Below are 22,798 nucleotides of genomic sequence, written 5' to 3'. Positions count from 1 at the left end.
CTAGAATTTCGTTGTCAACAATCCCTGTTCCCCCTTTAGGAGATCCCGCATGAAGAAGGTCCTGCTCGCCATCGCCGTGGCGGCTGCCGCCACCGGCGCATTCGCCCAGGCGAATGACACCGTCGCCAAGGCCAAGTCCACCGGCGCCATCACCATGGGTGTGCGCGAGTCGTCGGGCGCCCTGTCCTACACGCTGGGCGACGGCAAGTTCGCCGGCTTCCATGTGGACATCTGCCAGCGCATCATCGCCAACGTCGAGAAGGCGGCCGGCCGCAAGCTGAACGTCAACTACCAGGTCGTCACCTCGCAGAACCGCATCCCGCTGGTGCAGAACGGCACCGTGGACATCGAGTGCGGCTCCACCACCAACAACGTGGCCCGCCAGAAGGACGTGGCGTTCCTGAACACCACCTTCGTCGAGGAAGTGCGCGTGGCCGTGAAGGCCAACTCGGGCATCAGCTCGATCAACGCCCTTAACGGCAAGACCGTCGCCACCACCACCGGCACCACCTCCGTGCAGCACCTGCGCAAGCACGAGCGCGCCCACGGCGTCGACTTCAAGGAAGTCTTCGGCAAGGACCACGCCGACAGCTTCCTGCTGCTGGAGTCGGGCCGCGCCGACGCCTTCGTGATGGACGGCCAGATCCTGGCCGGCAACATCGCCACCGCCAAGAACCCGGCCGACTTCAAGATCTGCTGCGAAGTGCTGAACGTCGAGCCGATCGCCATCATGGTCCGCAAGGACGACGCTTCCCTGAAGAAGATCGGCAACGACACGATCGCCGACATGGTGAAGTCGGGCGAGATGCAGAAGGCCTACGACAAGTGGTTCATGCAGCCCATCCCGCCGAAGAACGTGAAGGTGGGCCTGGCCGCTTCCGACAGCACCAAGGCCGCGTGGCAGAACCTGAACGACAAGCCGATGGAAGACTACGCGAAGAAGTAACCGGTCCCTGACCGGAACCCCGGGACCCCTGCCCGAAAACATCCGGCAGGGGTCTTGCTTTTGGAGGGGGCCGCCACGAAGATGAGGCGGCTCAAGAGGAACGAGAGGAGAAGCACATGGCCTGGAATTGGGAGGTCTTCTGCAAGGAGACCACCTCCGGCGAGACCGTGGTGGGCTGTTTTGGCCGCGGCGGTGACGAAACCTACCTGAACTGGATCGTGACGGCCTGGGGCTGGACCCTCGCCGTGTCGCTTTGCGCCCTCGTGGTGGCGCTGGTGGTCGGCCTGGTCGTCGGCACCGTCCGCACCCTTCCCAACAGCCCCTGGCTGGTGCGCCTGGGCAACGCGTGGGTGGAGTTGTTCCGCAACATCCCGCTGCTGGTGCAGCTCTTCCTCTGGTACTTCGTCATCCCGGGCATCTTCCCGGCCATGAAGAGCGTCCCGTCGGTGGTGCTGGTGGTCCTCGGCCTCGGATTCTTCACCTCGGCCCGCGTGGCCGAGCAGGTGCGCGCCGGCATCCAGGCGCTGCCGCGCGGCCAGCGCTACGCGGGCCTGGCCCTCGGCCTGAAGACCGCCCAGACGTACCGCTACGTGCTGCTGCCGATGGCGCTGCGCATCGTCATCCCTCCGCTCACCAGCGAGTCGATGAACATCATCAAGAATTCGTCGGTCGCCTTCGCGGTGTCCATCGCCGAACTCACCTTCTTCGCGCGCCAGTCGGGCGAAGAGACCTCGGCGCCGGTGGAGATGTACCTGGCGGCCACCGTGCTGTACGCCATCTCGGCGTTCGCCATCAACCGCATCATGTCGTTCATCGAGCGGCGCACGCGCGTGCCCGGCTTCGTGGCTGCGGGCGGCATCGGGGGAGGCCACTGACATGCTGGGCAACCTCGACCTTTCGTTCTTCAGCTGGGAAGTGCTGGGGCCCTTCGTCGTCAAGGGTTTCTACTTCAGCATCTGGCTGACCATCGTTTCCACGCTGGGCGGCATCGCCTTCGGCACCGTGCTGGCGCTGATGCGCCTGTCGGGCAAGCCCCTGCTGGAACTGCCCGCCGCCGCGTACGTCAATACCATGCGGTCCATTCCGCTGGTGATGGTGCTGCTGTGGTTCTTCCTGTTGATCCCGTTCGCCATCGGCCGGCCGCTCGGCGCCGAGACGTCGGCGGTGATCACCTTCATCGCGTTCGAGGCCGCGTACTTCTCCGAGATCGTGCGCGCCGGCATCCAGTCCATCCCGCGCGGCCAGGTGAATGCCGGCTACGCGATGGGCATGACGTATGCGCAGAACATGAAGCTGATCATCCTGCCGCAGGCGTTCCGCAACATGCTGCCGGTGTTCCTGACCCAGACCATCATCCTGTTCCAGGACACCTCGCTGGTCTACGCCATCGGCGCCTACGACATGCTCAAGGGCTTCGAGACCGCCGGCAAGAACCTCGGCCGCCCCGTGGAGGCTTACCTCCTGGCGGCCGTCCTGTATTTCCTCATGTGCCTGGGCCTGTCGTGGATCGTGCGCCGCGTGCAGCTGAAGGTGCAGATCATCCGCTGAAGGAGACCCCCATGAGCGACAAACCCATGATCGAAATCAACAACGTCTCCAAGTGGTACGGCCCGGTGCAGGTGCTCGACGACTGCTCCGTGCGCATCGACAAGGGCGACGTGGTCGTCGTCTGCGGCCCCTCGGGCTCCGGCAAGTCGACGCTGATCAAGACCGTCAACGCGCTGGAACCGGTGCAGAAGGGCAAGATCACCGTCAACGGCATCGAGGTCACCGACCCCAAAACCAACCTGCCGCAGATGCGCAGCAAGGTGGGCATGGTGTTCCAGCACTTCGAGCTGTTCCCGCACCTGTCGGTGACGGAGAACCTCACGCTGGCGCAGATCAAGGTGCTCGGCCGCAACGCCGACGAGGCGAAGACCCGCGGGCTGAAGATGCTCGACCGCGTGGGCCTGATGGCGCACAAGGACAAGTTCCCCGGCCAGCTGTCGGGTGGCCAGCAGCAGCGCGTGGCCATCGCCCGCGCGCTGTCGATGGACCCCATCGTCATGCTGTTCGACGAACCCACCTCCGCGCTCGATCCCGAGATGGTCGGCGAGGTACTCGACGTGATGGTGAACCTGGCCAAGGAAGGCATGACCATGATGGTGGTCACCCACGAGATGGGCTTCGCCCGCAAGGTGGCCAACCGCGTGATCTTCATCGACGTCGGCGGCCGCATCCTGGAGGACTGCACGAAGGACGAATTCTTCGGCAACCCCGACGCCCGCCAGCCGCGCACCAAGGATTTCCTCAACAAGATCCTGGCGCACTGAAGCTCATCGGCGACAAAGGAGAAGCGGCCGCGAGGCCGCTTTTCTTTTTGCATCATCGACGTCGGCGACAATCGATTCATGAGCGACACCCTCACGATCACCCGGCCCGACGACTGGCACCTGCACGTGCGCGACGGCGTCCCGATGGCCACCGTGGCGGCGCATTCGGCGGCGCAGTTCGGCCGCGCGATCATCATGCCCAACCTGAAGCCGCCGGTGACCACGGCGCAACAGGCGGCGGCCTACCGCGATCGCATCCTGGCCGCGTTGCCGGCCGGCAGCACGTTCCAGCCGCTGATGACGCTGTACCTCACCGACAACCTGCCGCCGGACGAGATCCGCCGTGCGAAGGATGCGGGCGTCGCCGCGCTCAAGCTCTATCCCGCGGGCGCCACCACCAACAGCGACGCCGGCGTCACCGACATCCGCAAGACCTACGCCACGCTGGAAGCGATGCAGCGCGAAGGCCTGCCGCTGCTGGTGCACGGCGAGGTGACGGACCCCTCGGTCGACATCTTCGACCGCGAAGCCGTCTTCATCGACCGCCACCTCGAGCCGCTGCGGCGCGACCTACCGGGGCTGAAGATCGTGATGGAGCACATCACCACGCGCGACGCGGCCCGGTACATCCGCGACGCGGGTCCGCTGACGGCCGCCACCATCACCGCGCACCACCTGCTCTACAACCGCAACGCCATCTTCACCGGCGGCATCCGCCCGCACTACTACTGCCTGCCGGTGCTCAAGCGCGAGGAGCACCGCGTCGCGCTGGTGGAAGCGGCCACCTCGGGCAGCCCCAAATTCTTCCTCGGCACCGACAGCGCGCCGCACCCGGCGGCGCTCAAGGAGCACGCGCTCGGCTGCGCGGGCTGCTACACCGCGCACGCCGCCATGGAGCTGTACGCCGAAGCTTTCGAGCAGGCCGGCGCATTGGACCGCCTGGAAGGTTTCGCCAGTTTCTGGGGCGCCGACTTCTACGGCCTGCCGCGCAACCGCGGCACGCTGACGCTGCGGCGCGAGAGCTGGACCGTGCCCGAGTCGTACCCATTCGGTGAAGCGTCGCTCAAGCCGCTGCGCGCGGGCGAGACGCTGGCGTGGAAGGCCGCCTGACGCCCGATTGGGCGGCGCCCTGGTACGAAGGCTGGCAAGGTGCCGGCCGGCGCATCGAAGCTCGGCAGGCGGGAGGCGCGTCCCTCGCCGAAGCGCTGAACACCGAGCGACCCGCGGCGCCCGTGCGCTTCGTCCCGCAATCCGCGTTGCCCGAAGGCATTGCCTACGAACGCTTCGTCTTCCAGCACCGCGAGTGCCCCACGCGCGAAAACCTGCACGATTTCTTCAACGGCCTGTGCTGGCTGCACTTCCCGCGGGCGAAGTCGCGGCTGAACGAGCTGCAGGCGCTTGAGATCGAGCGCGACGGCATCGGCAGCCGCCGCGGCCCCGTGCGCGACGCCATCACGCTGTTCGACGAAAACGGCGCGCTGCTCGATGCCCCGGCGCCGCTGTGGGATGCGCTGCTGGCGCGCGAATGGCGCCGCCTGTTCGTCGACCTGCGCCCGCTGTGGACGCAGGCACGCCTGGTGGTCTTCGGCCACGCGCTGCTGGAAAAGCTGGTGCAGCCGCGCAAGGACCTCACCGCCCATGTGTGGGCCGAGCCGTGCCCATCCGCGGACGCCGACGGCTGGCTGGCCTCGCGCCTGGAAGCCGCGCGCCTGGCGGCGAAGCCCTATACCCCACTGCCGGTGCTGGGAATCCCGGGCTGGTGGGCGCCCAACCTGAACTTTTCCTTCTACGACGACTCCGTGGTCTTCAGGCCCCGGCGCCCGCACGGCGGGGCAGAATCGGCGCCGCCGCACCCTTGAACCAACGATCCACAACCTCATCTTCGCGGCGGGAACCCCCAAAGACTTCTCACGGAGCACCATGAAACGCATCTTCCTATTCCTGGCCACCAACCTCGCGGTCGTGGTGGTGCTGGGCGTCGTCGCCAGCCTGCTGGGCGTCAACCGTTACCTCACGGCCAACGGGCTGAACCTGGGCGCGCTGCTGGGCTTCGCGTTCATCATGGGCTTCGGCGGCGCGATCATCTCGCTGCTGATGTCCAAGCCCATCGCCAAGTGGAGTTCCGGCGTGCAGGTGATCACCGGTGCCGAGGGCCCGGACGAGCGCTGGATCGTCGACACGGTGCGCGGCTTCGCCGACAAGGCCGGCATCGGCATGCCCGAAGTCGGCGTGTTCCAGGGCGACCCCAATGCCTTCGCTACCGGCGCGTTCAAGAACAGCGCGCTGGTCGCGGTGTCCACGGGCCTGCTGCAAGGCATGACGCGCGAGGAAGTGGAGGCGGTCATCGGCCACGAGGTGGCGCACATCGCCAATGGCGACATGGTGACCATGACGCTGATCCAGGGCGTGATGAACACGTTCGTGGTGTTCCTCTCGCGCGTGATCGGCTACGTGGTCGACGGCTGGCTCAGCCGCGGCGAAGAGCGCCGCGGCCCGGGCATCGGCTACATGGTGACCACCATCGTGCTGGACATCGTCCTGGGCTTCCTGGCCGCCATCATCGTGGCCTGGTTCTCGCGCCAGCGCGAGTTCCGCGCCGACCGCGGTTCGACCGACCTGATGGGCCGCCGCCAGCCGATGATCAACGCGCTGGCCCGCCTGGGCGGCATGGTGCCCGGCGAACTGCCCAAGGGCCTGCAATCCATGGGCATCACCTCCGGCGTGGGCAAGCTGTTCTCGACCCACCCGCCGATCGAAGAGCGCATCGCGGCGCTGCAGGCCTGAACAAAAAAGCCGCCTCCGGGCGGCTTTTTTGATGACGAATGACGAATGATCTCGCTGCTTTCGCAGCTCAATGACTGCGCGCGATGCGCGGCGGATGACCGGTCATTAGTCATCGGCTGGCCAGTGCTTTGACCTCGCCCACGCTCAGCCCGTACATCTCGGCGAATTCCTCCGCGCTCTTGCCGCTGGCCTGGAAGGCGCGGCGCAGCGCTTCCTGGCGCGCGCTGCGCTGGCCGATGGCCATCAGCGCTTCGTCCACCAGCATGCGCGAAGGCTCGGCGCCGGAGCCGAAGCGCTCGCGGTAGCCGTCGCGCTCGAGCTCGCTGCGTTCGATGTTGGCGGCCAGCTGGCGCAACGCGCGCTCACGCGCCTGCGGCTCCTGCGGCGTGCCGGCCTTGCGGCGGTACAGCTCCACGATGGCGTGGTGCACGTGTTCCGGTGCGACGGGATCGACCGGCTGTCCCTGCAGGTCGTGCCGCTGCAGGCCGCTGGCAACCGCCTCCAGGTAGCGGTTCGACCGCGTGTGCTGGCCCAGCGCCACCTTCAGCTCCTCGGGCTTCAGCTTCTCCGGCTGGGCGGCCACGAGGTCTTCGAAGATGCCCACTTTCAGCGGCAGCACGCGCACGCCGAACACGTCGGGGTACAGCTCGAAGAGCGCGGCCAGCGTCGGGTGCAGCGCCCGCGCGGGCTTGCGGGGAGCGGGGCGGCGCGGCCCGCGGCCGGAAGGCTTGTTCTGGGGGGAAGTGGTGTCGTTCATGTCGTTGGTTCAAACACGGCCCGCGGCGGCCAGGCTATGCGCCACGGCTTCGCCGACCTTGATGCCGTCCACGCCGGCCGAGAGGATGCCGCCGGCGTAACCGGCGCCCTCCCCGGCAGGGTACAGGCCGCGCACGTTCAGGCTCTGGAAATCTTCACCGCGCGTGATGCGCAGCGGCGACGAGGTGCGCGTCTCCACGCCGGTGAGCACCGCGTCGTGGCGGTCGAAGCCGGCGATCTTGCGGCCGAACGCCGGCAGCGCCTCGCGCATCGCCTCGATCGCATAGGCCGGCAGGGAAGGGTGCAGGTCGCCCAGTTTCACGCCGGGCTTGTAGGAAGGGATGACGTCGCCGAGTTGCGTGGAAGGCCTGCCCGCGACGAAGTCGCCCACCAGCTGTCCGGGCGCGTCGTACGTTTCGCCGCCGAGCACGAACGCGCGCGATTCCAGCTCGCGCTGTAGGCGCACGCCGGCCAGCGCGTCGCCGGGGAAGTCGGTTTTCGGCTCGATGGCGACGACCATGCCGGCGTTGGCGTTGCGCTCGTTGCGCGAGTACTGGCTCATGCCGTTGGTCACCACGCGGCCCGGTTCGGACGTCGCCGCCACCACCGTGCCGCCGGGGCACATGCAGAAGCTGTACACGGCCCGCCCGTTGTTCGCGTGGTGCACCAGCTTGTAGTCGGCCGCGCCCAGCAGCGGGTGGCCGGCGTGCCTGCCCCAGCGCGCCCGGTCGATCATCCCCTGCGGGTGTTCGATGCGGAAGCCGATGGAGAAAGGCTTCGCTTCCAGGAACACGCCTCGCCCGTGCAGCGCCTCGAAGGTGTCGCGCGAGCTGTGGCCCAGCGCCAGCACCACGTGGTCGGCGCGCAGCTCGCTGGTTTCGCCGGTGTCCTGGTGCAGCAGCTTCAGGCCGCGCACGGCGCCGTCTTCGATGACGAAGTCGGTCACGCGGCGCTGGAAGCGGATCTCGCCGCCCAGCGCGACGATCTGCTCGCGCAGGTTCTCCACCACCTTCACCAGCTTGAAGGTGCCGATGTGCGGGTGCGCGACGTAGAGGATTTCTTCCGGCGCGCCGGCTTTCACGAACTCGCGCATCACCTTGCGGCCCAGGTGGCGCGGGTCCTTGATCTGGCTGTAGAGCTTGCCGTCGGAGAACGTGCCCGCGCCGCCTTCGCCGAACTGCACGTTGCTTTCGGGCTGCAGCACGCGCTTGCGCCACAGGCCCCAGGTGTCCTTGGTGCGTTCCCGGACCGTCTTGCCGCGCTCCAGCACGATGGGCTTCAGTCCCATCTGCGCCAGCACCAGGGCCGCGAAGATGCCGCAGGGGCCGAAGCCGATGACCACGGGGCGCGGCTCGGGCGCAGCCCCTGCGGCGACCGGCGCACGCCACGCCATGTCGGGTGTTGCGGCGACATGCGGCGCCTTCGCGTGCCTCGCCAGCAGCGCCGCTTCAGCCGAAGGGTCGGCCAGTTCCAGGTCGATGATGTGGACGGCCAGCAGTTCGGCCTTGCGCGCGTCGAAGCTGCGCTTGAAGACGTCCAGCCGCGCGATGGCGGCCGGTTCGATGCCCAGCACGCGTGCCGCGGCTTCGCGCAAAGAGGCTTCGGGCTGCTCCGCCTGCGCGAGCGGGAGCTTGAGTTCGGAGAGTCGGATCACGGCTTGTGTCGATCAAGCGGGTGGGGCCGCGATAATACGCGGGTGAAGCACGCCAGACCGCCGCTGGTGCGATCGTCGAAAGACGGCACTGGAGGAAGGTCCGGACTGCACAGGGCAGCGTAGCAGGCAACACCTGTCCGCCGCGAGGCGAGGATCAGAGCAACAGAGACGAGTCGCGGTGCTTGCACCGCGGGTGAAACGGGCAATCTCTACGCGCAGCAATACCAAATAGGCCGGCACTGATGTGGTCCCGCGGAGCCGGCGGGTAGGTAGCACCGAGCCGGTGGGGCGACCCCCGGCCCAGAGGAATGGCGGTCACGGAAGGAGAAATCCTTCCGCACAAAATCCGGCCTATCGGCGAGCTTCACACTAATCTGAAAGCCCGGGAGCTCGGCTCCCGGGCTTTTTTCATGCCAGCCCCAGAGCTTCGATGCGTTGCACGTGCGCGATCAGCGAACGCTGCGCCGCGGGCCAAAGGCGCTGCGGCACGTCGTCGTAGGCCAGCGGCACCCATTCATCGGGCTTTGCGCCGGGCTTGGCGCGCATCGCCGCGATCACCTTGGCTTCGCGCTGCAGGCGATGTTCCTTCAGCTTCGTGATCGCCAGCGGCGCGAAGCCCAGCACGTGGCCGTGCGCGGGCAGGATGAACTCGATGCCGTGGTGCGCGCACGCGGCCAGCAGCTTGTCCAGCGATTCGAGGTACGCGGTCATGTCGCCGTCGGGCGGATCGACGATGGTGGTGCTGCCGTTGAGCACGTGGTCGCCGGAGAACAGCAGGCTGTCTTCTTCCAGCACCAGGCAAAGGTGATTGGCGGCGTGGCCGGGCGTGTGCACCACCCTCAGGTGGTGCTCGATGCCGCCGCCGGACAACAGCAGCACTTCGCCGTCCGCCAGAGCGCGGTCGGGCGTGAAGGTACTGCCGGGCCGCGCCGTCGGCTGCGAGGGCAGTCCCAGGATCGGTGGCTTCGCGTTCGCCATCGCCTGCAGCGGGCGCGCGCCCGGCGAATGGTCCGGATGCGAATGCGTGCAGACGATCAGCCGGATGTCGCCAGCCGTGGCTTCGTGGATGCGCCGCAGGTGCTGCGCATCGTCCGGACCCGGATCGATGACGAGATAACCGGTGCCCGCGTCGCCCACGATGTAGGTGTTGGTGCCCGGCCCGGTCATCACGCCCGGATTGCCCGAGGTGAGCCGCATCACATTCTTCAGCAGCGGCACCGTCTTTTCGTGCTGCCAGTCCAGGTGATGCGCGATCTGGCCATCGGGGCACACCAGCGCCAGCTCACCGAACGGCATGTCGTGTTCCATGTAGCGCGCTTCTTCGCCCGCCAGCCAGCCCGCGCGCGGGCAGCTGGTCCACAGCGGCTGCTCGGTGGCGCAGGCTTGCAGCACTTCGTCGACGCTGCCGAACTTCTGCAGCCGCTCCAGCGTGCGGATGGTCGGGAAGATCATGAAGAACTTGCCCGCGTGGTGACGCTCCAGCGCGTCGGCGGGGCGCACCCACAGCGGCTCGAACTGCTCGGCCTCGTCGGCCACCGGTTGCTGGCCCTCGGGCATGCGCGCCACAAGAAAGGGCACGTCGAAGCGGCGCGGAAGGTCGCGGTCGGTGATCCAGTGCGCGAGCACGAACACCTGGTCGGCCGCCAGCCGCAGGCCGCGCGCGCGGCACTGCCCGGCGAACGGCGCATGGCGGTCCAGCGCGGCGATGTCGGCGTCGTCGGCATGGCGGCCGTCCGCATGCCGCGCCAGCAGCACGCCGAGTTCCTCGAAGCTTTCGCGGATGGCCGCGATGGCTTGCGTCAGGTGCAGGTCGGTCTGCGTGGGGCGCCGGTCCGCGATGCCGTGCGATGCCGAGTCGGCCGCGTCGATGCCGCCGCCCGGGAACACGTACGCTCCCGGCGCGAAGCTGGCTTTCTCCGAGCGCCGCGTCATCAGGATTTCGGGGCCCTGCGGCGTGTCGCGCAGCAGCAGCACGGTGGCGGCCGGACGCGTGGGAACAGGTTCGCGCTGCTCGCGCAGCAATTGCGTGGCTCTGACCATCTTGGGATTATCCGGCCCGGTCTTCCGGCGTGACGCCCAGGGCCACGAGGAAGCGCGCGACCATGTTGTACGTGGCGATCGCCGCCGTGATCTCCACCAGTTCCGTCGTGCCGAAGCGCTCCTTCATCCGCGCGAAGAGGGCGTCGTCCACCTTCACGTCGCGCGTCATCTGCGCGGCGTATTGCGCGACGAGCGACTCCTGCTCGCCAAGTCCGGAAGGCGGTTGCGCGGGCATGCGGCAGAAAGCCTGCAGCGTGTCCAGCTCGGCCTGCGTGCCCCCCGCCGCGATGAAGTCCGGCGCGTGGTGGTGGTATTCGTATACCGCGCCGGTCAGCAGGGCGACCGTGCAGATGCCCAGCTCGCGCAGCTTGCGGCTGGTGGGCAGGCCGGTGCGCACCGCCTTCAGGTAGACGTTCCAGCCGCGCGCCAGCGGCTCGCTCCAGAGCAGCGCGCGGTCCAGGTTCAGCAGCTGGCCGCCGCGGCGGTCCAGGATGGCCTGCACCAGGTCATGGGGCTGCGGCTTGGCTTCGGGGGTCCAGTCGGGGATGCGCATGTCGGCAAACTCCTTTGCGTGCAGCGGGTGAGCATAAGCCGGCGGGTGACAAACGCTGCCATGGACCGATAATCCCGACCCATGCGGATCCGGTTCACCAAGATGCAGGGCGCGGGCAACGACTTCGTCGTGCTCGACGAAACCCGGCAGCGCCTGGACCTGTCGCCGGCGCAGTACCGCTGGCTGGCCGACCGCCATTTCGGCGTCGGCGCCGACCAGGTGCTGTCGGTGCGCCCCTCGCCCGCAGCGGGCGTCGATTTCGAATACGTCATCCACAACGCCGACGGCGGCGAGGTGGAGCAGTGCGGCAATGGCGCGCGCTGCTTCGCCCGTTATGTGCGCGACAGCGGCCTCACTTCGCGCGACACGGTGCGCGTGAAGACGCTGTCCGGCGTGATCGAGCCGTGCCTGAACGCCGATGGCCGCGTGACGGTGGACATGGGCCCGCCCGTGTTCGACCTGCCCAGCGTGCCGTTCGATGCCGCCGGCCTGTCGCCGCATGCGGACGGCGGCTGGCAGAAGTGGCACCTGGCGCTGGCCACCAGCGCCGGTTCGCCCATCGTGCCGGTGGCCGTGCTGTCCATGGGCAATCCGCACGCGGTGCAGGAAGTCGAGGACGTCGACACCGCGCCGGTGCTGACGCAGGGCCCCCTCATCGAAACCCATTCGCGCTTCCCCAAGCGCGTGAACGCCGGTTTCCTGCAGATGGTCGGCCGCTCGCACGTGCGCCTGCGCGTGTGGGAACGCGGCGCCGGCGAAACGCTGGCCTGCGGCACCGGTGCCTGCGCCGCCGTCGTGGCCGGCATCCGGCTGGGCCGGCTGGACTCGCGCGTGGATGTGCAGACGCGCGGCGGCCTGCTGACCATTGAATGGGCCGGAGGCGATGCGCCAGTCTTCATGACCGGCCCCGCCGTCACCGTCTTCGAAGGCGAAATCGAGATCCCGGAACAACCATGACCCAGAACGTGCCCCCGATCACCGAAGACGACATCGCCAACTACCTGGTGAATTCGCCCGATTTCTTCGAGCGCCATGCGCAGCTGCTGGCCACCGTGCAGCTCACCAGCCCGCACGGCAACCGCGCCGTCAGCCTGCAAGAGCGGCAGGCCGAGATGTTGCGCGAGAAGATCAAGGCGCTGGAGCACCGCATCATGGAAATGGTGCGGCACGGCAACGAGAACGTGATCATCGCCGACCGCCTGCACCGCTGGGCGCGCAACATCATGCTGGTGCGGTCGAAGAACGCGCTGCCCGCCACCGTCGTCTCGGAGATCATGACGCAGTTCATGGTGCCGCAGGCGGCGATCAAGGTGTGGGGCGTGGCGCCTCGGTTCGCCGATGCCGACTTCGCCACCGGCGTGAGCGACGACGCCAAGAGCTTTGCCTCTTCGCTCACGCAGCCTTACTGCGGCGTGAACTCCGGCTTCGAGGCCGTCAGCTGGCTGGAAGACACGGCCATGGCGATGTCGGTGGCGCTGCTGCCGCTGCGCGTGGGCGCCATCGCCACCGCTTCCAGGGCTTTCGGCATGCTCGTGCTGGCGTCGCCCGACCCGCAGCGCTTTTCCGCCGGCATGGGCACCGACTTCCTCGAGCGCATCGCGGAACTGGCTTCGGCGTCGCTCTCCCGCCTGCGCGACGAGTAGTGCGATGGCCGGCGACGACGCGGCGCTCATCGAGAAATACCTGGAGCACGTGCGCGTCGGCAAGCGGCTGGCGCAGCGCACCGTCGAACTCTATTCCCTGGACCTGGAAAAGCTGCGCGGCAACGCGCAGTCCGCCGGCCTGCCGCTCGTGCGGGTGCAGAACGCGCACGTGCGGCGCTGGGTGGCGCAGATGCACGGCGCCGGCCGCAGCGGGCGGGGCATCGCGCTGATCCTGTCGGGCTGGCGCGGCTTCTACGCCTGGCTGGGCCGCGAAGGCCTGGTCACGGCCAATCCGGTGCAGGACGTGCGCGCGCCCAGGTCGCCGCGGCCCTTGCCCAAGGCGCTGGGCGTGGACGACGCGATGCAGTTGGCCGACCACCAGGAAGCCGATGCCGACCCGGCGCTGGAAGCGCGCGACGCCGCCATCGTCGAACTGCTTTACGGCTGCGGGCTGCGCGTCGGCGAACTGGTGGGCCTGGACGCCATCGCCAGTTCCTCCGCGCGCGGCTGGATCGACGGCGATGCCGGCGAAGCGCACGTGCTGGGCAAGGGCAGCAAGCGGCGCAGCGTGCCCATCGGCCAGAAGGCGCAGGAAGCGCTGCGGCGCTGGCTGGACGTGCGCGCGCAGCTGGCGGGCGAGGACCCGGCGCTCTTCATCGGCCAGCGGGGCCGGCGCTTGTCGGCGCAGGCCGTGTGGCTGCGCCTGAAGCAGCGCAGCCTGCGCGCCGGGCTGGCCACGCCGGTGCACCCGCACATGCTTCGCCACTCGTTCGCCAGCCACGTGCTGCAGTCCAGCGGCGACCTGCGCGCGGTGCAGGAACTGCTGGGCCACGCCAACATCGCCACCACGCAGGTCTACACGCGGCTGGACTTCCAGCACCTGGCCAAGGCCTACGACGCGGCCCACCCGCGCGCGCACCGCAAGCGCGGCTGAGCGCTTTTCAGCGGATGGTGAAGACGGCCCGCTTGCTGTCAGGGGGCACCGTGGCCAGCACCGTCTCCAGCCTCTCCACCACGGTCTCGGCATCGCTGTCGTTGGGCACCTGGGTTTGCGCCACGCGCACCTGCGCCACCCACTCCTGCGGCTTGCCCTTGAAAGGCATCAGGCAGCGCGCCACCACCTTCGGGCCCATGGCGGTGGCGTCTTCGGGGCTGAGCGGGCCTTCCAGCAGCAGGCCGAAGCGATGGTCGGACAGGCGGCCCGCCGTGTCGATGTCGCGCGTGACGGACAGCAGCCGCTCGGCCACGCGCAGCGGCATCTCCTCCGCCGAGCGCTGGTCGAACGCGCGGCGGATCTGCTCGACGTTGGCGATGTCCACCAGCAGCACCACGCTCTGGTGACGCAGCCGCTGGCTGCGCGCGATCAGGTGCTCCAGCCGCGAGATGAACACCTGGCGATTGACCAGGCCCGTGGCCGGATCGGTGCGCGCCAGCCCGTGGATGCGGCGGCGGTTCTCGCGCCGGTCGTGGCTGCGCCGCGCCAGCACCGCCAGCAGCATCGGCAGCTCGAAGGCGATGCCGATCTGCATGCCGTGCAGCGTCCAGAACCCCACCGGGACGAAGCCCACCGCGCGCGCCAGCGTCAGCATCGCGGCGGCGAACACCGGCGCCAGCCCCACCAGCAGCCAGCCGGCCTGGCGGTCGCCGCGCCACGCCGCCCAGCCGGTGAACGACAGTCCCACCGGGACCGCCACCACGATCGCCAGCACCGTCAGCCGCAGCCGCCAGCCGGGTTCGACGAACGGCATGACCGCGGCCGCCAACAACGCGCCCAGCGAAACCGCGGCCATCACGCGGAACAGCACCTCCGAGCGCTGCCGCAGCGAGATGACGCTGGCGAAGAACCACAGCAGGCTGGCCACGGCCACCACCGGGGTGAACAGCGCCGCCAGGTCGTTCCAGCGTGCCAGGTGCGGCCACAGGTGCAGTCCGGCCACCCCGGTCAGCGATGCCTGGAACACGCCCATCAGCGTCGCGGACAGGGCGTACCAGGCGAAAGCCTCGTCGCGCAGCACCGCGGCCGCGGCGGCGGCCAGCACCACGGACAGGCCGGCCAGCCCGAAGTAGATGCCCAGGATGAGGGCGACCCGCTGCTCCTGGCGCAGCAACTGCCGCTCGCTGGTGAACAGCAGCGGCGCGCTGAACACGTGCGGGTTCTCCACCTGCACGTAGAAGGTGCGCGGCGAGCCCGGCTCCAGCGCCAGCGGCAGCAGCGGATGGCGATGGGGCAGGGGCCAGTCGGCCACCGGCAGCGTGTCGCCGGCCGAGAGCGGCGTCCACTGGCCCAGCGGGCCGGCCGACCAGAGGGTGACCCGGTCCACGGCCGGGTAGGGGATCTCCAGGAACCAGCGCTCGTCGTCGTCGCGCTCGGTCAGCGTGAAGCGCAGCCACAGCGATCGCCCGTCCCCCATCGGGTAGACCGTGCCCGGTACGGTGGGCGACCAGCGCGCGGCCGAACCGGCGGCCACCTGTTTGATGCCGGCTTCGCCGCCCGTGTCCATCCACGAATCGCCCGCGGTGCCCAGCGCGAGCTCGCCCTGGTTGGAATCCAGGGTGAGCAGCCGTTCCGGCTCGGCCGCCGCGGCCAGCGGCAAGAGCACGGCCACTGCCCAGATGGCGAGCGCGCGGCGCCATCCGGCCAGCCAGTTGTTCGCGATCCGTGGCTCATCCATTGGGTCGCGATTGTGGCGGGTTGGACAATGCGGCGATGAAAACCATCCGATTGCGCTCGGGCAAGGAGCGTTCGCTGCAGCGCCGCCATCCCTGGGTGTTCGAATCCGCCATCGCCCGCGGCGGCGCCGATCCCGGCGAAACGGTGCGCATCGAGTCGCACGAGGGCGAGTTCCTGGCCTGGGCGGCGTTCAGCCCCGCTTCGCGCATCCGGGCGCGCTGCTGGAGCTTCGAGCAGGCCGAGCGCATCGAGCCGGCGTTCTTCGAGTCGCGCGTGCGCGCCGCCGTCGAGGCCCGCGGCCGCTTCGCCATCGACAGCGACGGCGTTCGGCTGGTGCATGGCGAGTCGGACGGCCTGCCGGGCCTGGTGGTGGACCGCTACGGCGACACACTGGTGGCGCAGTTCTCCTCCGCCGGCGTGCAGCGCTGGAAGGCGGTGCTGGCCGATGCGCTGCTGCGCGCCACGGGCCTCTCGCGCCTGTACGAGCGCTCGGACACCAGTTCGCGCACGCTCGAGGGCCTGGAACCGGAGACCGGGTGGCTGCGCGGCGAAGGACCGACCGAGCTGGTGATCCGCGAGCACGGCTGGCGCCTGTCGCTGGACATCGCCACCGGCCACAAGACCGGCTACTACCTCGATCAGCGCGACAACCGTGGGCTGTTCGCCGAGCACGCGAAGCGGCTGTCGTTCCAGCGGGTGCTCAACTGCTACTGCTACACGGGCGGCTTCACCGTGGCCGCGCTGGCGGGGGGCGCGCAGCACGTGCTGTCGATCGACTCGTCCGGGCCGGCGCTGGAGCGGGCCCGCGCCAACGTCGCGCTGAACGGCCTGGACGCCTCGCGCGCCGAGTACCTGGACGCCGACGTCAACGCCAGCCTGCGCCGCTTCGGCGAGGAGGGCCGCACCTTCGACGCCATCGTGCTGGACCCGCCCAAGCTGGCGCCCACGGCCGCGCACGCGGAGCGCGCCGCGCGCGCCTACAAGGACATCAACCGGCTGGCGCTGAAGCTGCTGGAGCCGGGCGGCGTGCTGTTCACCTTTTCCTGTTCGGGCGGCATCCCGGCCGACCTGTTCCACAAGATCGTGGCCTCGGCCGGGGCGGACGCGGGCGTGGATGGCTTCGTCACGGCCCGGCTGGCCGGGGCGCCCGACCACCCCATGACGCTGGTGTTCCCCGAAGGGGAGTACTTGAAGGGCCTGGCCATCGTCCGCAGATGAGCCAGCGGTTCCGGCACGGGGACCCGATCGCCGCTACACTCCCGCCTCCCTTGAACGGACCACCGCCATGAGCCTCATCCCAGCGACCATCCTCACCGGCTTCCTCGGCTCGGGGAAGACGACCCTGCTCAAGCGCGTGCTCAGCGAATCCCACGGCCAGAAGATCGCCGTGATCGAGAACGAGTTCGGCGAGGAGAACATCGACAGCGACATCCTCGTGACCGAGTCCAAGGAGCAGATCGTGCAGATGAGCAACGGCTGCATCTGCTGCACCATCCGCGAGGACCTGCGCGAGACGCTGCAACTGCTGGCCGCCAAGAAGCGCAAGGGGCTGCTGGACTTCGACCGGGTGGTGATCGAGACCACCGGCCTGGCCGACCCCGGCCCGGTGGCGCAGACGTTCTTCATGGACGACGAGATCGCCGAGACCTACCTGCTGGACTCCATCCTGACGCTGGTGGACGCCAAGCATGCGGCGCAGCAGCTGAACGACCGTCAGGAGGCGCGCCGCCAGGTGGGCTTCGCCGACCAGATCTTCATCAGCAAGACCGACCTGGTGGCCAAGGACGAGGCCGACGCGCTGGTGCACAGGCTGAAGCACATGAACCCGCGCGCCCCGCAGAAGGCGGTGCACTTCGGCGACGTGGCGATCAGCGAGGTGTTCGACCTGCGCGGCTTCAACCTGAACGCCAAGTTGGACATCGACCCCGACTTCCTGAAGGAAGACGACCACTCGCACCACGACCATGACCACGAGCATGGCGAGCACTGCGACCACCCGTCGCACGTGCACGAGGGCCACGGGCACCACCACCACGTGGACGACGACGTCAAGAGCTTCGTGTTCAAGGCCCAGCGGGCGTTCGATCCCGCCAAGCTGGAAGACTTCCTGGGCGCCGTGGTGAACATCTACGGTCCGCGCATGCTGCGCTACAAGGGCGTGCTCAGCATGAAAGGCACCGACCGGAAGGTGATCTTCCAGGGCGTGCACCAGCTCATGGGCAGCGACCTCGGTCCCGCGTGGGCCGAAGGCGAGCAGCGCGAAAGCCGGATGGTGTTCATCGGCATCGACCTGCCGCGGGACATCTTCCTGCAGGGGCTGGAGCAGTGCCTGGCGTGAAGACGCCGCAAGACTGTCTCGCTTTTGCAAATGACCGGGTTTCCCCTCGACAGGAGCTGGCGCACGGGTAAGGACCGTGCCCACGATGAAGCCGTAAGGACTCATTCCGCCGTTGGGTTGCCCGGCAATCAGGGTATAACTCGCTCCGATGAAGGCCACCCCACAGAAACGACGCTTGCCGGGAGCACTGCGCATCCCCGAGCCGGCGCTGCGAGGAGACAGGAAGTGAAGCCCCAACGCAAGGCGCCGGCTAAACCCGTGAAGACGGCGGCCAAGGCCAAGGCCAAACCCGCGGCCAAGGCCGCCAAGGCCAAGACGCCCGCCAAACCGGCCGCGAAGCCCGCGGTAAAGGCGGCGGCGAAGAAGGCCCCGGCCAAGGCGCCTGCGAAGAAGGCGGCCTCCGCCAAGACGACCAAGCCCGCCGTGAAGGCCAAGGCGCCGGCCAAAGCGCCGGCGAAGAAGGCCGCGCCCGCCAAGGCCGCTCCGCCCAAAAAGGCGGCGGCCCCGGCCCCGGCGCCCGCGAAAAAGGCCCCCACCCCGCCCGCCAAGGCCGCGCCCGCGCCGGCCGCGAAGGCAGGCGCCCGACCAACCCCCGTAGCCCCGGCGCCCGCGCCGGCGATGCCGCCCGCGCCCAGCGCGCCGGGCACGCCGCCGCGCGCGGCGAAGCCGTCCGCCCGCCTCGCGCAGATCACCGTGCCTTCCATGGCGCAGTCGGTCGCGTCGACGGCGGCCAAAGCCAGCTACATCCAGACCCCCGCTCCATCCGTGCTCACTCCCCCGCCCCTCGTCAACGTCAAGAAGGACCCGAAGCTCGCCAACAACTGGAAATCCAAATCGGCGGACGAACTGTCCGACGCGGAAGTCCTGGCGATGCCCGATTCGGAGTACATGAACGAGAAGCAGATGGCGTTCTTCCGCCGCAAGCTCGTTCAGCTGAAACAGGACATCCTCAACAACGCCGGCGAGACCACCGAGCACCTGCGCGAGGACACGGTCATCGTGCCCGACCCGGCTGACCGCGCCACCATCGAGGAAGAGCACGCGCTGGAACTGCGCACGCGCGACCGCGAGCGCAAGCTGCTCAAGAAGATCGAGCAGTCCATCGCCCGCATCGACGCGGGTGACTACGGTTACTGCGACGAAACCGGCGAGCCGATCGGCGTGGGCCGGCTGCTCGCGCGCCCCACCGCGACGCTTTCGCTCGAGGCGCAGCAGCGCCGCGAGCTGAAGCAGAAGATGTTCGGCGACTGAGCGCCGGGCCGGCAGTACCGCGAGACCACCGATGCCGAAGGACGAAAGCAGCGGCCTGCTCTCCAAGGTGGTGAAGTTCGTCCGCAACCCGGGCGGCGGCTGGGCCGAGGGCGGCGAGGAGTCGGGCGACGAGAGCTCGTACTCCAAGCAGATGCTCAAGGAAATGATCGAGCGCAAGCGGCGCAACGACTTCGTCCGCAAGCGCGAGTTCGACATGCTGCGCAAGATGCGCCGCAGCGAGGTGATGGCCGGCCAGGATCCCGCGGCCCGGCCTTCGTTCTTCCAGAGCTCCATGCCGTCCAAGCCGGACGACCGCGCTAGCACGCTCAAGAAGATCGACGAGATCGAGGCGCAGATGTCCATGCAGTGGTGGAAGACCAAGCATGGCGACGTGCCGCGCACCAGCTCAGGCGCGTTCACCGCTTCCGGCATGCCGCCGGATTCCACGCCGCGTTCGGTGCCGGGCACCATCGGCGGTCCGGACGGCCTGCCGATCGCGGGCACGCGTTCCGACGCCAAGGCGAATCCGCAGCCGCTCGCGCCGGCGGACGACGTCACGATGGAAGCGCCGCTGCTGGACTTCACCGACCCCGTGAACATGCCGCCCGCGCCGGCCCCGGCGCCAGTGGCACCCGCCGTCGTGGCCGCGCCCGTGGCGGCCAAGCCGGCTCCGGCGGCCACGCCCGCGCCCACCCCCGCACCCGCCGCGGCCATGCTGCGCGGGGCGATGAACATGCTGTCTTCGGGCGGCGCGGCCGACCGCACGGACACGCCCAGCGGCTTCTCGCCTTCCAAGCTGGTGGCGATGGAAGTCGACGAGTTCGCGCACGACCCCGAACTGGAAGAAGCCGCCATCCGCTTCGCCAACGGCGACGACGACGGCGCCGAGGCCGGCCTGATGGAAGTGCTGGGCCCCGGCGGCGCGCGCATCGACCACGACGAGACCTGGTTCACGCTGTTCGACCTGTACCGCGCCACCGGGCGGCAGGAAAGGTTCGAAGGCGCGGCCATCGACTTCGCCGGCCGCTTCGGCCGTTCCGCGCCGCAATGGATCTCGCTGCCCGAAGTGGTCGGCAAGATGGGCGCCGCGCCTGCCGCCTCTGCGGCGCCCACCGGCACCAACGTTGCCGACTGGACCTGTCCCGCCGCGCTGGGCACGCAGACCGTCGCCACGCTCAACGCCGCGCTCGCACGCGCGGCGCAGCCCTGGCGCCTGTCGTGGGCCAAGCTCACCACGATCGAGGAAGGCGCGCTGGACAGCCTGGCGCGCCTGTTCGCGCAGTGGTCGGCGCAGCCGGTGCAACTGCGCTTCATCGGCGCCGACAACCTGGAGCGCGTGCTGCGCACGGCCACGCCTTCGGGCGACAAGGCCGTCAACCCCGCGTGGTGGAAGCTGCGCATGGAAGTGCTGCGCGTGATGCACCGGCCCGACGAGTTCGAGCTGGTGGCGCTGGACTACTGCGTCACCTACGAGGTGTCGCCGCCCTCGTGGGACAGCGCGCGCTGCGAGTACAAGCCGCTGCAGGCCGACGGCACCGCCGTGGCGGGCCACACCATCATCGGCGAGGCGTTCCGCGACTCGATGACGTCCAACCTCACCGGCTATGGCGACAGCATGACCGCGGGCCTGAGTTCGCAGATGACCAACGTGATCAGCGTCGAACTGGCCGGCCAGATCCTGGGCGACGCCAAGGAGGCGCTGGACATGCTCGACGGCAAGGTGGCCGGCGCCGACGTCATGGTCATCTCCTGCGCGCGGCTGATCCGCATCGACTTCACCGCCGCGGGCACGCTGCTCAACTGGGTGAGCGCACGCCAGGGTGAAGGCCGCCAGGTGCAGTTCCAGGACGTGCACCGGCTGGTGGCCGCGTTCTTCAACGTCATCGGCATCAGCGAGCACTCGCGGGTCGTCGTCCGCCGCGACTAAGTTACCCCGCGCGGCTTGCAATCGGGCCCCTCAGGCCCAAACTGCCGCCGATGGAACAGTTTCACGGAACGACCATCGTCAGCGCGCGCCGGCAACTGCCGGACGGCCGCTGGCAGGTGGCCATGGGGGGCGACGGCCAGGTGACCCTGGGCAACGTCGTCGTCAAGGGATCGGCGCGCAAGGTACGCAAGCTCTACCACGACAAGGTGCTGGCGGGCTTCGCCGGCGCCACCGCCGACGCCTTCACGCTCTTCGAGCGCTTCGAGGCCAAGCTGGAGAAGCACCAGGGCCACCTGGTGCGATCGGCCATCGAACTCACCAAGGACTGGCGCACCGACCGCGTGCTGCGGCGCCTGGAAGCCATGCTGTCTGTGGCCGATCGCGAGAGCTCGCTCATCATCACCGGCAACGGCGACGTGCTGGAGCCCGAGCACGGCATCATCGCCATCGGCTCCGGCGGCTCGTACGCGCAGGCCGCGGCCCGCGCATTGCTCGAAAACACGCAGCTGGGCGCGCGCGACGTGGTGAAGAAGTCGCTGGAGATCGCGGGCGAGCTGTGCATCTACACCAACATGCACCACACGATCGAGGTGCTCGAATGAGTTCCATGACGCCCCAGGAGATCGTCTCCGAACTCGATCGCCACATCGTCGGGCAGAACGATGCCAAGCGCGCGGTCGCCATCGCGCTGCGCAACCGCTGGCGCCGCCAGCAGGTGGACGAGAAGCTGCGGCCGGAGATCACGCCCAAGAACATCCTGATGATCGGCCCCACCGGCGTGGGCAAGACCGAGATCGCGCGCCGGCTGGCGAAGCTGGCGGACGCGCCCTTCCTGAAAGTGGAAGCGACCAAGTTCACCGAGGTGGGCTACGTCGGCAAGGACGTCGACTCCATCATCCGCGACCTGGCGGAAATCGCGGTCAAGCAGACCCGCGTGGCGGAGATGCGCAAGGTGCGCACGCGCGCCGAGGACGCCGCGGAAGAACGCATCCTCGAAGTGCTGGTGCCCGGCGTCGCCGCCGACGGCGCGGCGCGCCAGTCGTTCCGCAAGAAGCTGCGCGAAGGGCAGCTGGACGACAAGGACATCGAGATCGACCTGGCCGAGCCGCGGCCGCAGCTGGAAGTGATGGGACCCGCCGGCATGGAGGAGATGACCGAGCAGCTGCGCGGCATGTTCAGCCAGTTCGGCAGCCAGCGCCGCAAGACGCGCAAGCTGAAGATCGGCGAGGCGATGAAGCTGCTGGTCGACGAGGAGGCCGGCAAGCTGGTGAACGAGGACGAGATCCGCACGCAGGCGATCCACAACGCCGAGCAGAACGGCATCGTGTTCATCGACGAGATCGACAAGGTCGCCTCGCGCAGCGAGCAGGGCGGCGCGGACGTGTCGCGCCAGGGCGTGCAGCGCGACCTGCTGCCGCTGGTGGAAGGCACGACCGTGTCCACCAAGTATGGGCCGGTGCGCACCGACCACATCCTGTTCATCGCGAGCGGCGCCTTCCATCTCTCCAAGCCGAGCGACCTCATCCCCGAGCTGCAGGGGCGCCTGCCGATCCGCGTGGAACTGCAATCGCTGTCGGTGGAGGACTTCGAGGCCATCCTCACCAGCACGCACGCTTCGCTGGTGAAGCAGTACCAGGCGCTGCTGGCGACCGAAGGCGTGAAGCTGGAGTTCGCGCCGGAAGGCATCCGGCGGTTGGCGCACATCGCGTACGAGGTGAACGAGCGCACGGAGAACATCGGTGCGCGGCGTCTCTCGACCGTGATGGAACGCCTGCTGGACGAGGTGAGCTTCGAGGCCACGCGCCTCGAGGGACAGACCGTCCAGATCGACGCGGCGTACGTGGATTCGCGCCTGGCGCAACTGAGCCGGAACGAAGACCTCTCCCGTTACATCCTCTGACTACAGGGTGCTGAGCTTCAGGA

The 22,798-nt window shown here is 68.8% G+C and carries 21 protein-coding genes and 1 other RNA gene; 17 read left to right on the top strand and 5 right to left on the bottom strand.

Annotated features, from left to right (window positions below; translation table 11 throughout):
• Positions 1-49 precede the first annotated feature (49 nt).
• The 7 genes from EZ216_RS15010 to htpX all read left to right on the top strand — a co-directional run bounded on the left by EZ216_RS15010 (position 50) and on the right by htpX (position 6,042).
• Positions 50-946, top strand: a complete 897-nt coding sequence (locus EZ216_RS15010) for an amino acid ABC transporter substrate-binding protein (RefSeq protein WP_135250596.1) — start codon at positions 50-52, stop codon at positions 944-946.
• Between the two features lie 116 nt (positions 947-1,062).
• Complete coding sequence (locus EZ216_RS15005) at positions 1,063-1,821, top strand: amino acid ABC transporter permease (RefSeq protein WP_135250595.1); 759 nt, start codon at positions 1,063-1,065, stop codon at positions 1,819-1,821.
• 1 nt (position 1,822) lies between these two features.
• Entirely contained in the window at positions 1,823-2,494 is a 672-nt protein-coding gene (locus EZ216_RS15000) for an amino acid ABC transporter permease (protein ID WP_135250594.1), read from the top strand.
• A gap of 26 nt (positions 2,495-2,520) precedes the next feature.
• Positions 2,521-3,258: an amino acid ABC transporter ATP-binding protein gene (locus tag EZ216_RS14995; RefSeq protein ID WP_135250839.1), complete on the top strand. Its 738-nt coding sequence runs from the start codon at positions 2,521-2,523 to the stop codon at positions 3,256-3,258.
• Between the two features lie 78 nt (positions 3,259-3,336).
• Positions 3,337-4,368: a dihydroorotase gene (gene pyrC, locus EZ216_RS14990; RefSeq protein ID WP_135250593.1), complete on the top strand. Its 1,032-nt coding sequence runs from the start codon at positions 3,337-3,339 to the stop codon at positions 4,366-4,368.
• A complete protein-coding gene (locus tag EZ216_RS14985) occupies positions 4,353-5,117 on the top strand; it encodes a DUF3025 domain-containing protein (RefSeq protein ID WP_239024402.1) in 765 nt (254 codons plus the stop codon). The genes pyrC and EZ216_RS14985 overlap by 16 nt, the downstream gene beginning before the upstream one ends.
• Before the next feature lie 61 nt (positions 5,118-5,178).
• Complete coding sequence (gene htpX / locus EZ216_RS14980; RefSeq protein WP_135250592.1) at positions 5,179-6,042, top strand: protease HtpX; 864 nt, start codon at positions 5,179-5,181, stop codon at positions 6,040-6,042.
• 109 nt (positions 6,043-6,151) lie between these two features.
• Here htpX and EZ216_RS14975 read toward each other — a convergent pair whose 3' ends face one another.
• Positions 6,152-6,799, bottom strand: a complete 648-nt coding sequence (locus EZ216_RS14975) for a ProQ/FinO family protein (protein ID WP_135250591.1) — start codon at positions 6,797-6,799, stop codon at positions 6,152-6,154.
• Positions 6,800-6,808: 9 nt separating this feature from the next.
• Positions 6,809-8,452: an NAD(P)/FAD-dependent oxidoreductase gene (locus EZ216_RS14970; protein ID WP_135250590.1), complete on the bottom strand. Its 1,644-nt coding sequence runs from the start codon at positions 8,450-8,452 to the stop codon at positions 6,809-6,811.
• A gap of 44 nt (positions 8,453-8,496) precedes the next feature.
• Here EZ216_RS14970 and rnpB point away from each other — a divergent pair.
• An RNA gene (gene rnpB, locus EZ216_RS14965) (RNase P RNA component class A) lies at positions 8,497-8,822 on the top strand.
• 38 nt (positions 8,823-8,860) lie between these two features.
• On the opposite strand, the gene EZ216_RS14960 is transcribed toward rnpB, so the two are convergent.
• The gene (locus tag EZ216_RS14960) at positions 8,861-10,492 is read right to left on the bottom strand and encodes an MBL fold metallo-hydrolase (RefSeq protein WP_135250589.1); all 1,632 of its coding nucleotides are present in this window, start codon (positions 10,490-10,492) and stop codon (positions 8,861-8,863) included.
• Between the two features lie 7 nt (positions 10,493-10,499).
• Complete coding sequence (locus EZ216_RS14955) at positions 10,500-11,045, bottom strand: carboxymuconolactone decarboxylase family protein (RefSeq protein ID WP_135250588.1); 546 nt, start codon at positions 11,043-11,045, stop codon at positions 10,500-10,502.
• 81 nt (positions 11,046-11,126) lie between these two features.
• Here EZ216_RS14955 and dapF point away from each other — a divergent pair, with 81 nt between their 5' ends.
• Genes dapF through EZ216_RS14940 form a run of 3 tightly spaced genes read left to right on the top strand, consistent with a single transcriptional unit; the run spans position 11,127 to position 13,622 of the window.
• Entirely contained in the window at positions 11,127-12,002 is an 876-nt protein-coding gene (gene dapF, locus EZ216_RS14950; protein WP_135250587.1) for a diaminopimelate epimerase, read from the top strand.
• Positions 11,999-12,688 carry a DUF484 family protein gene (locus tag EZ216_RS14945; RefSeq protein ID WP_135250586.1) on the top strand — a complete coding sequence of 230 codons (690 nt, stop codon included), beginning with the start codon at positions 11,999-12,001 and terminating at the stop codon, positions 12,686-12,688. The genes dapF and EZ216_RS14945 overlap by 4 nt, the downstream gene beginning before the upstream one ends.
• A 4-nt stretch (positions 12,689-12,692) precedes the next feature.
• The gene (locus EZ216_RS14940) at positions 12,693-13,622 is read left to right on the top strand and encodes a tyrosine recombinase XerC (RefSeq protein WP_135250585.1); all 930 of its coding nucleotides are present in this window, start codon (positions 12,693-12,695) and stop codon (positions 13,620-13,622) included.
• Positions 13,623-13,629: 7 nt separating this feature from the next.
• Here EZ216_RS14940 and EZ216_RS14935 read toward each other — a convergent pair whose 3' ends face one another.
• Positions 13,630-15,360 carry a sensor domain-containing diguanylate cyclase gene (locus EZ216_RS14935; RefSeq protein WP_135250584.1) on the bottom strand — a complete coding sequence of 577 codons (1,731 nt, stop codon included), beginning with the start codon at positions 15,358-15,360 and terminating at the stop codon, positions 13,630-13,632.
• A 35-nt stretch (positions 15,361-15,395) separates the two neighbouring features.
• On the opposite strand from EZ216_RS14935, the gene EZ216_RS14930 reads away from it, so the two are divergent.
• From EZ216_RS14930 to hslU, 6 genes are all read left to right on the top strand, one after another.
• Positions 15,396-16,577, top strand: a complete 1,182-nt coding sequence (locus EZ216_RS14930; protein WP_135250583.1) for a class I SAM-dependent rRNA methyltransferase — start codon at positions 15,396-15,398, stop codon at positions 16,575-16,577.
• 67 nt (positions 16,578-16,644) lie between these two features.
• Positions 16,645-17,697, top strand: coding sequence for a CobW family GTP-binding protein (locus tag EZ216_RS14925; protein WP_135250582.1), 1,053 nt, complete (start codon positions 16,645-16,647; stop codon positions 17,695-17,697).
• Between the two features lie 225 nt (positions 17,698-17,922).
• Positions 17,923-18,948: an RNA polymerase-binding protein DksA gene (gene dksA, locus EZ216_RS14915; RefSeq protein WP_239024401.1), complete on the top strand. Its 1,026-nt coding sequence runs from the start codon at positions 17,923-17,925 to the stop codon at positions 18,946-18,948.
• A 31-nt stretch (positions 18,949-18,979) separates the two neighbouring features.
• Positions 18,980-20,875, top strand: coding sequence for an STAS domain-containing protein (locus EZ216_RS14910; protein WP_135250580.1), 1,896 nt, complete (start codon positions 18,980-18,982; stop codon positions 20,873-20,875).
• A 50-nt stretch (positions 20,876-20,925) separates the two neighbouring features.
• Positions 20,926-21,477 (top strand): ATP-dependent protease subunit HslV, encoded by a 552-nt coding sequence (gene hslV / locus EZ216_RS14905; RefSeq protein ID WP_135250579.1) that lies wholly within the window; start codon positions 20,926-20,928, stop codon positions 21,475-21,477.
• A complete protein-coding gene (gene hslU / locus EZ216_RS14900) occupies positions 21,474-22,775 on the top strand; it encodes an ATP-dependent protease ATPase subunit HslU (protein WP_135250578.1) in 1,302 nt (433 codons plus the stop codon). The genes hslV and hslU overlap by 4 nt, the downstream gene beginning before the upstream one ends.
• Positions 22,776-22,798 lie beyond the last annotated feature (23 nt).

The sequence above is a fragment of the Ramlibacter humi genome (assembly GCF_004681975.1).
Classification (GTDB): domain Bacteria; phylum Pseudomonadota; class Gammaproteobacteria; order Burkholderiales; family Burkholderiaceae_C; genus Ramlibacter; species Ramlibacter humi.
The sequence above is the reverse complement of the archived record's forward strand: the minus strand, read 5'-3'. Positions and strand labels throughout refer to the sequence as shown.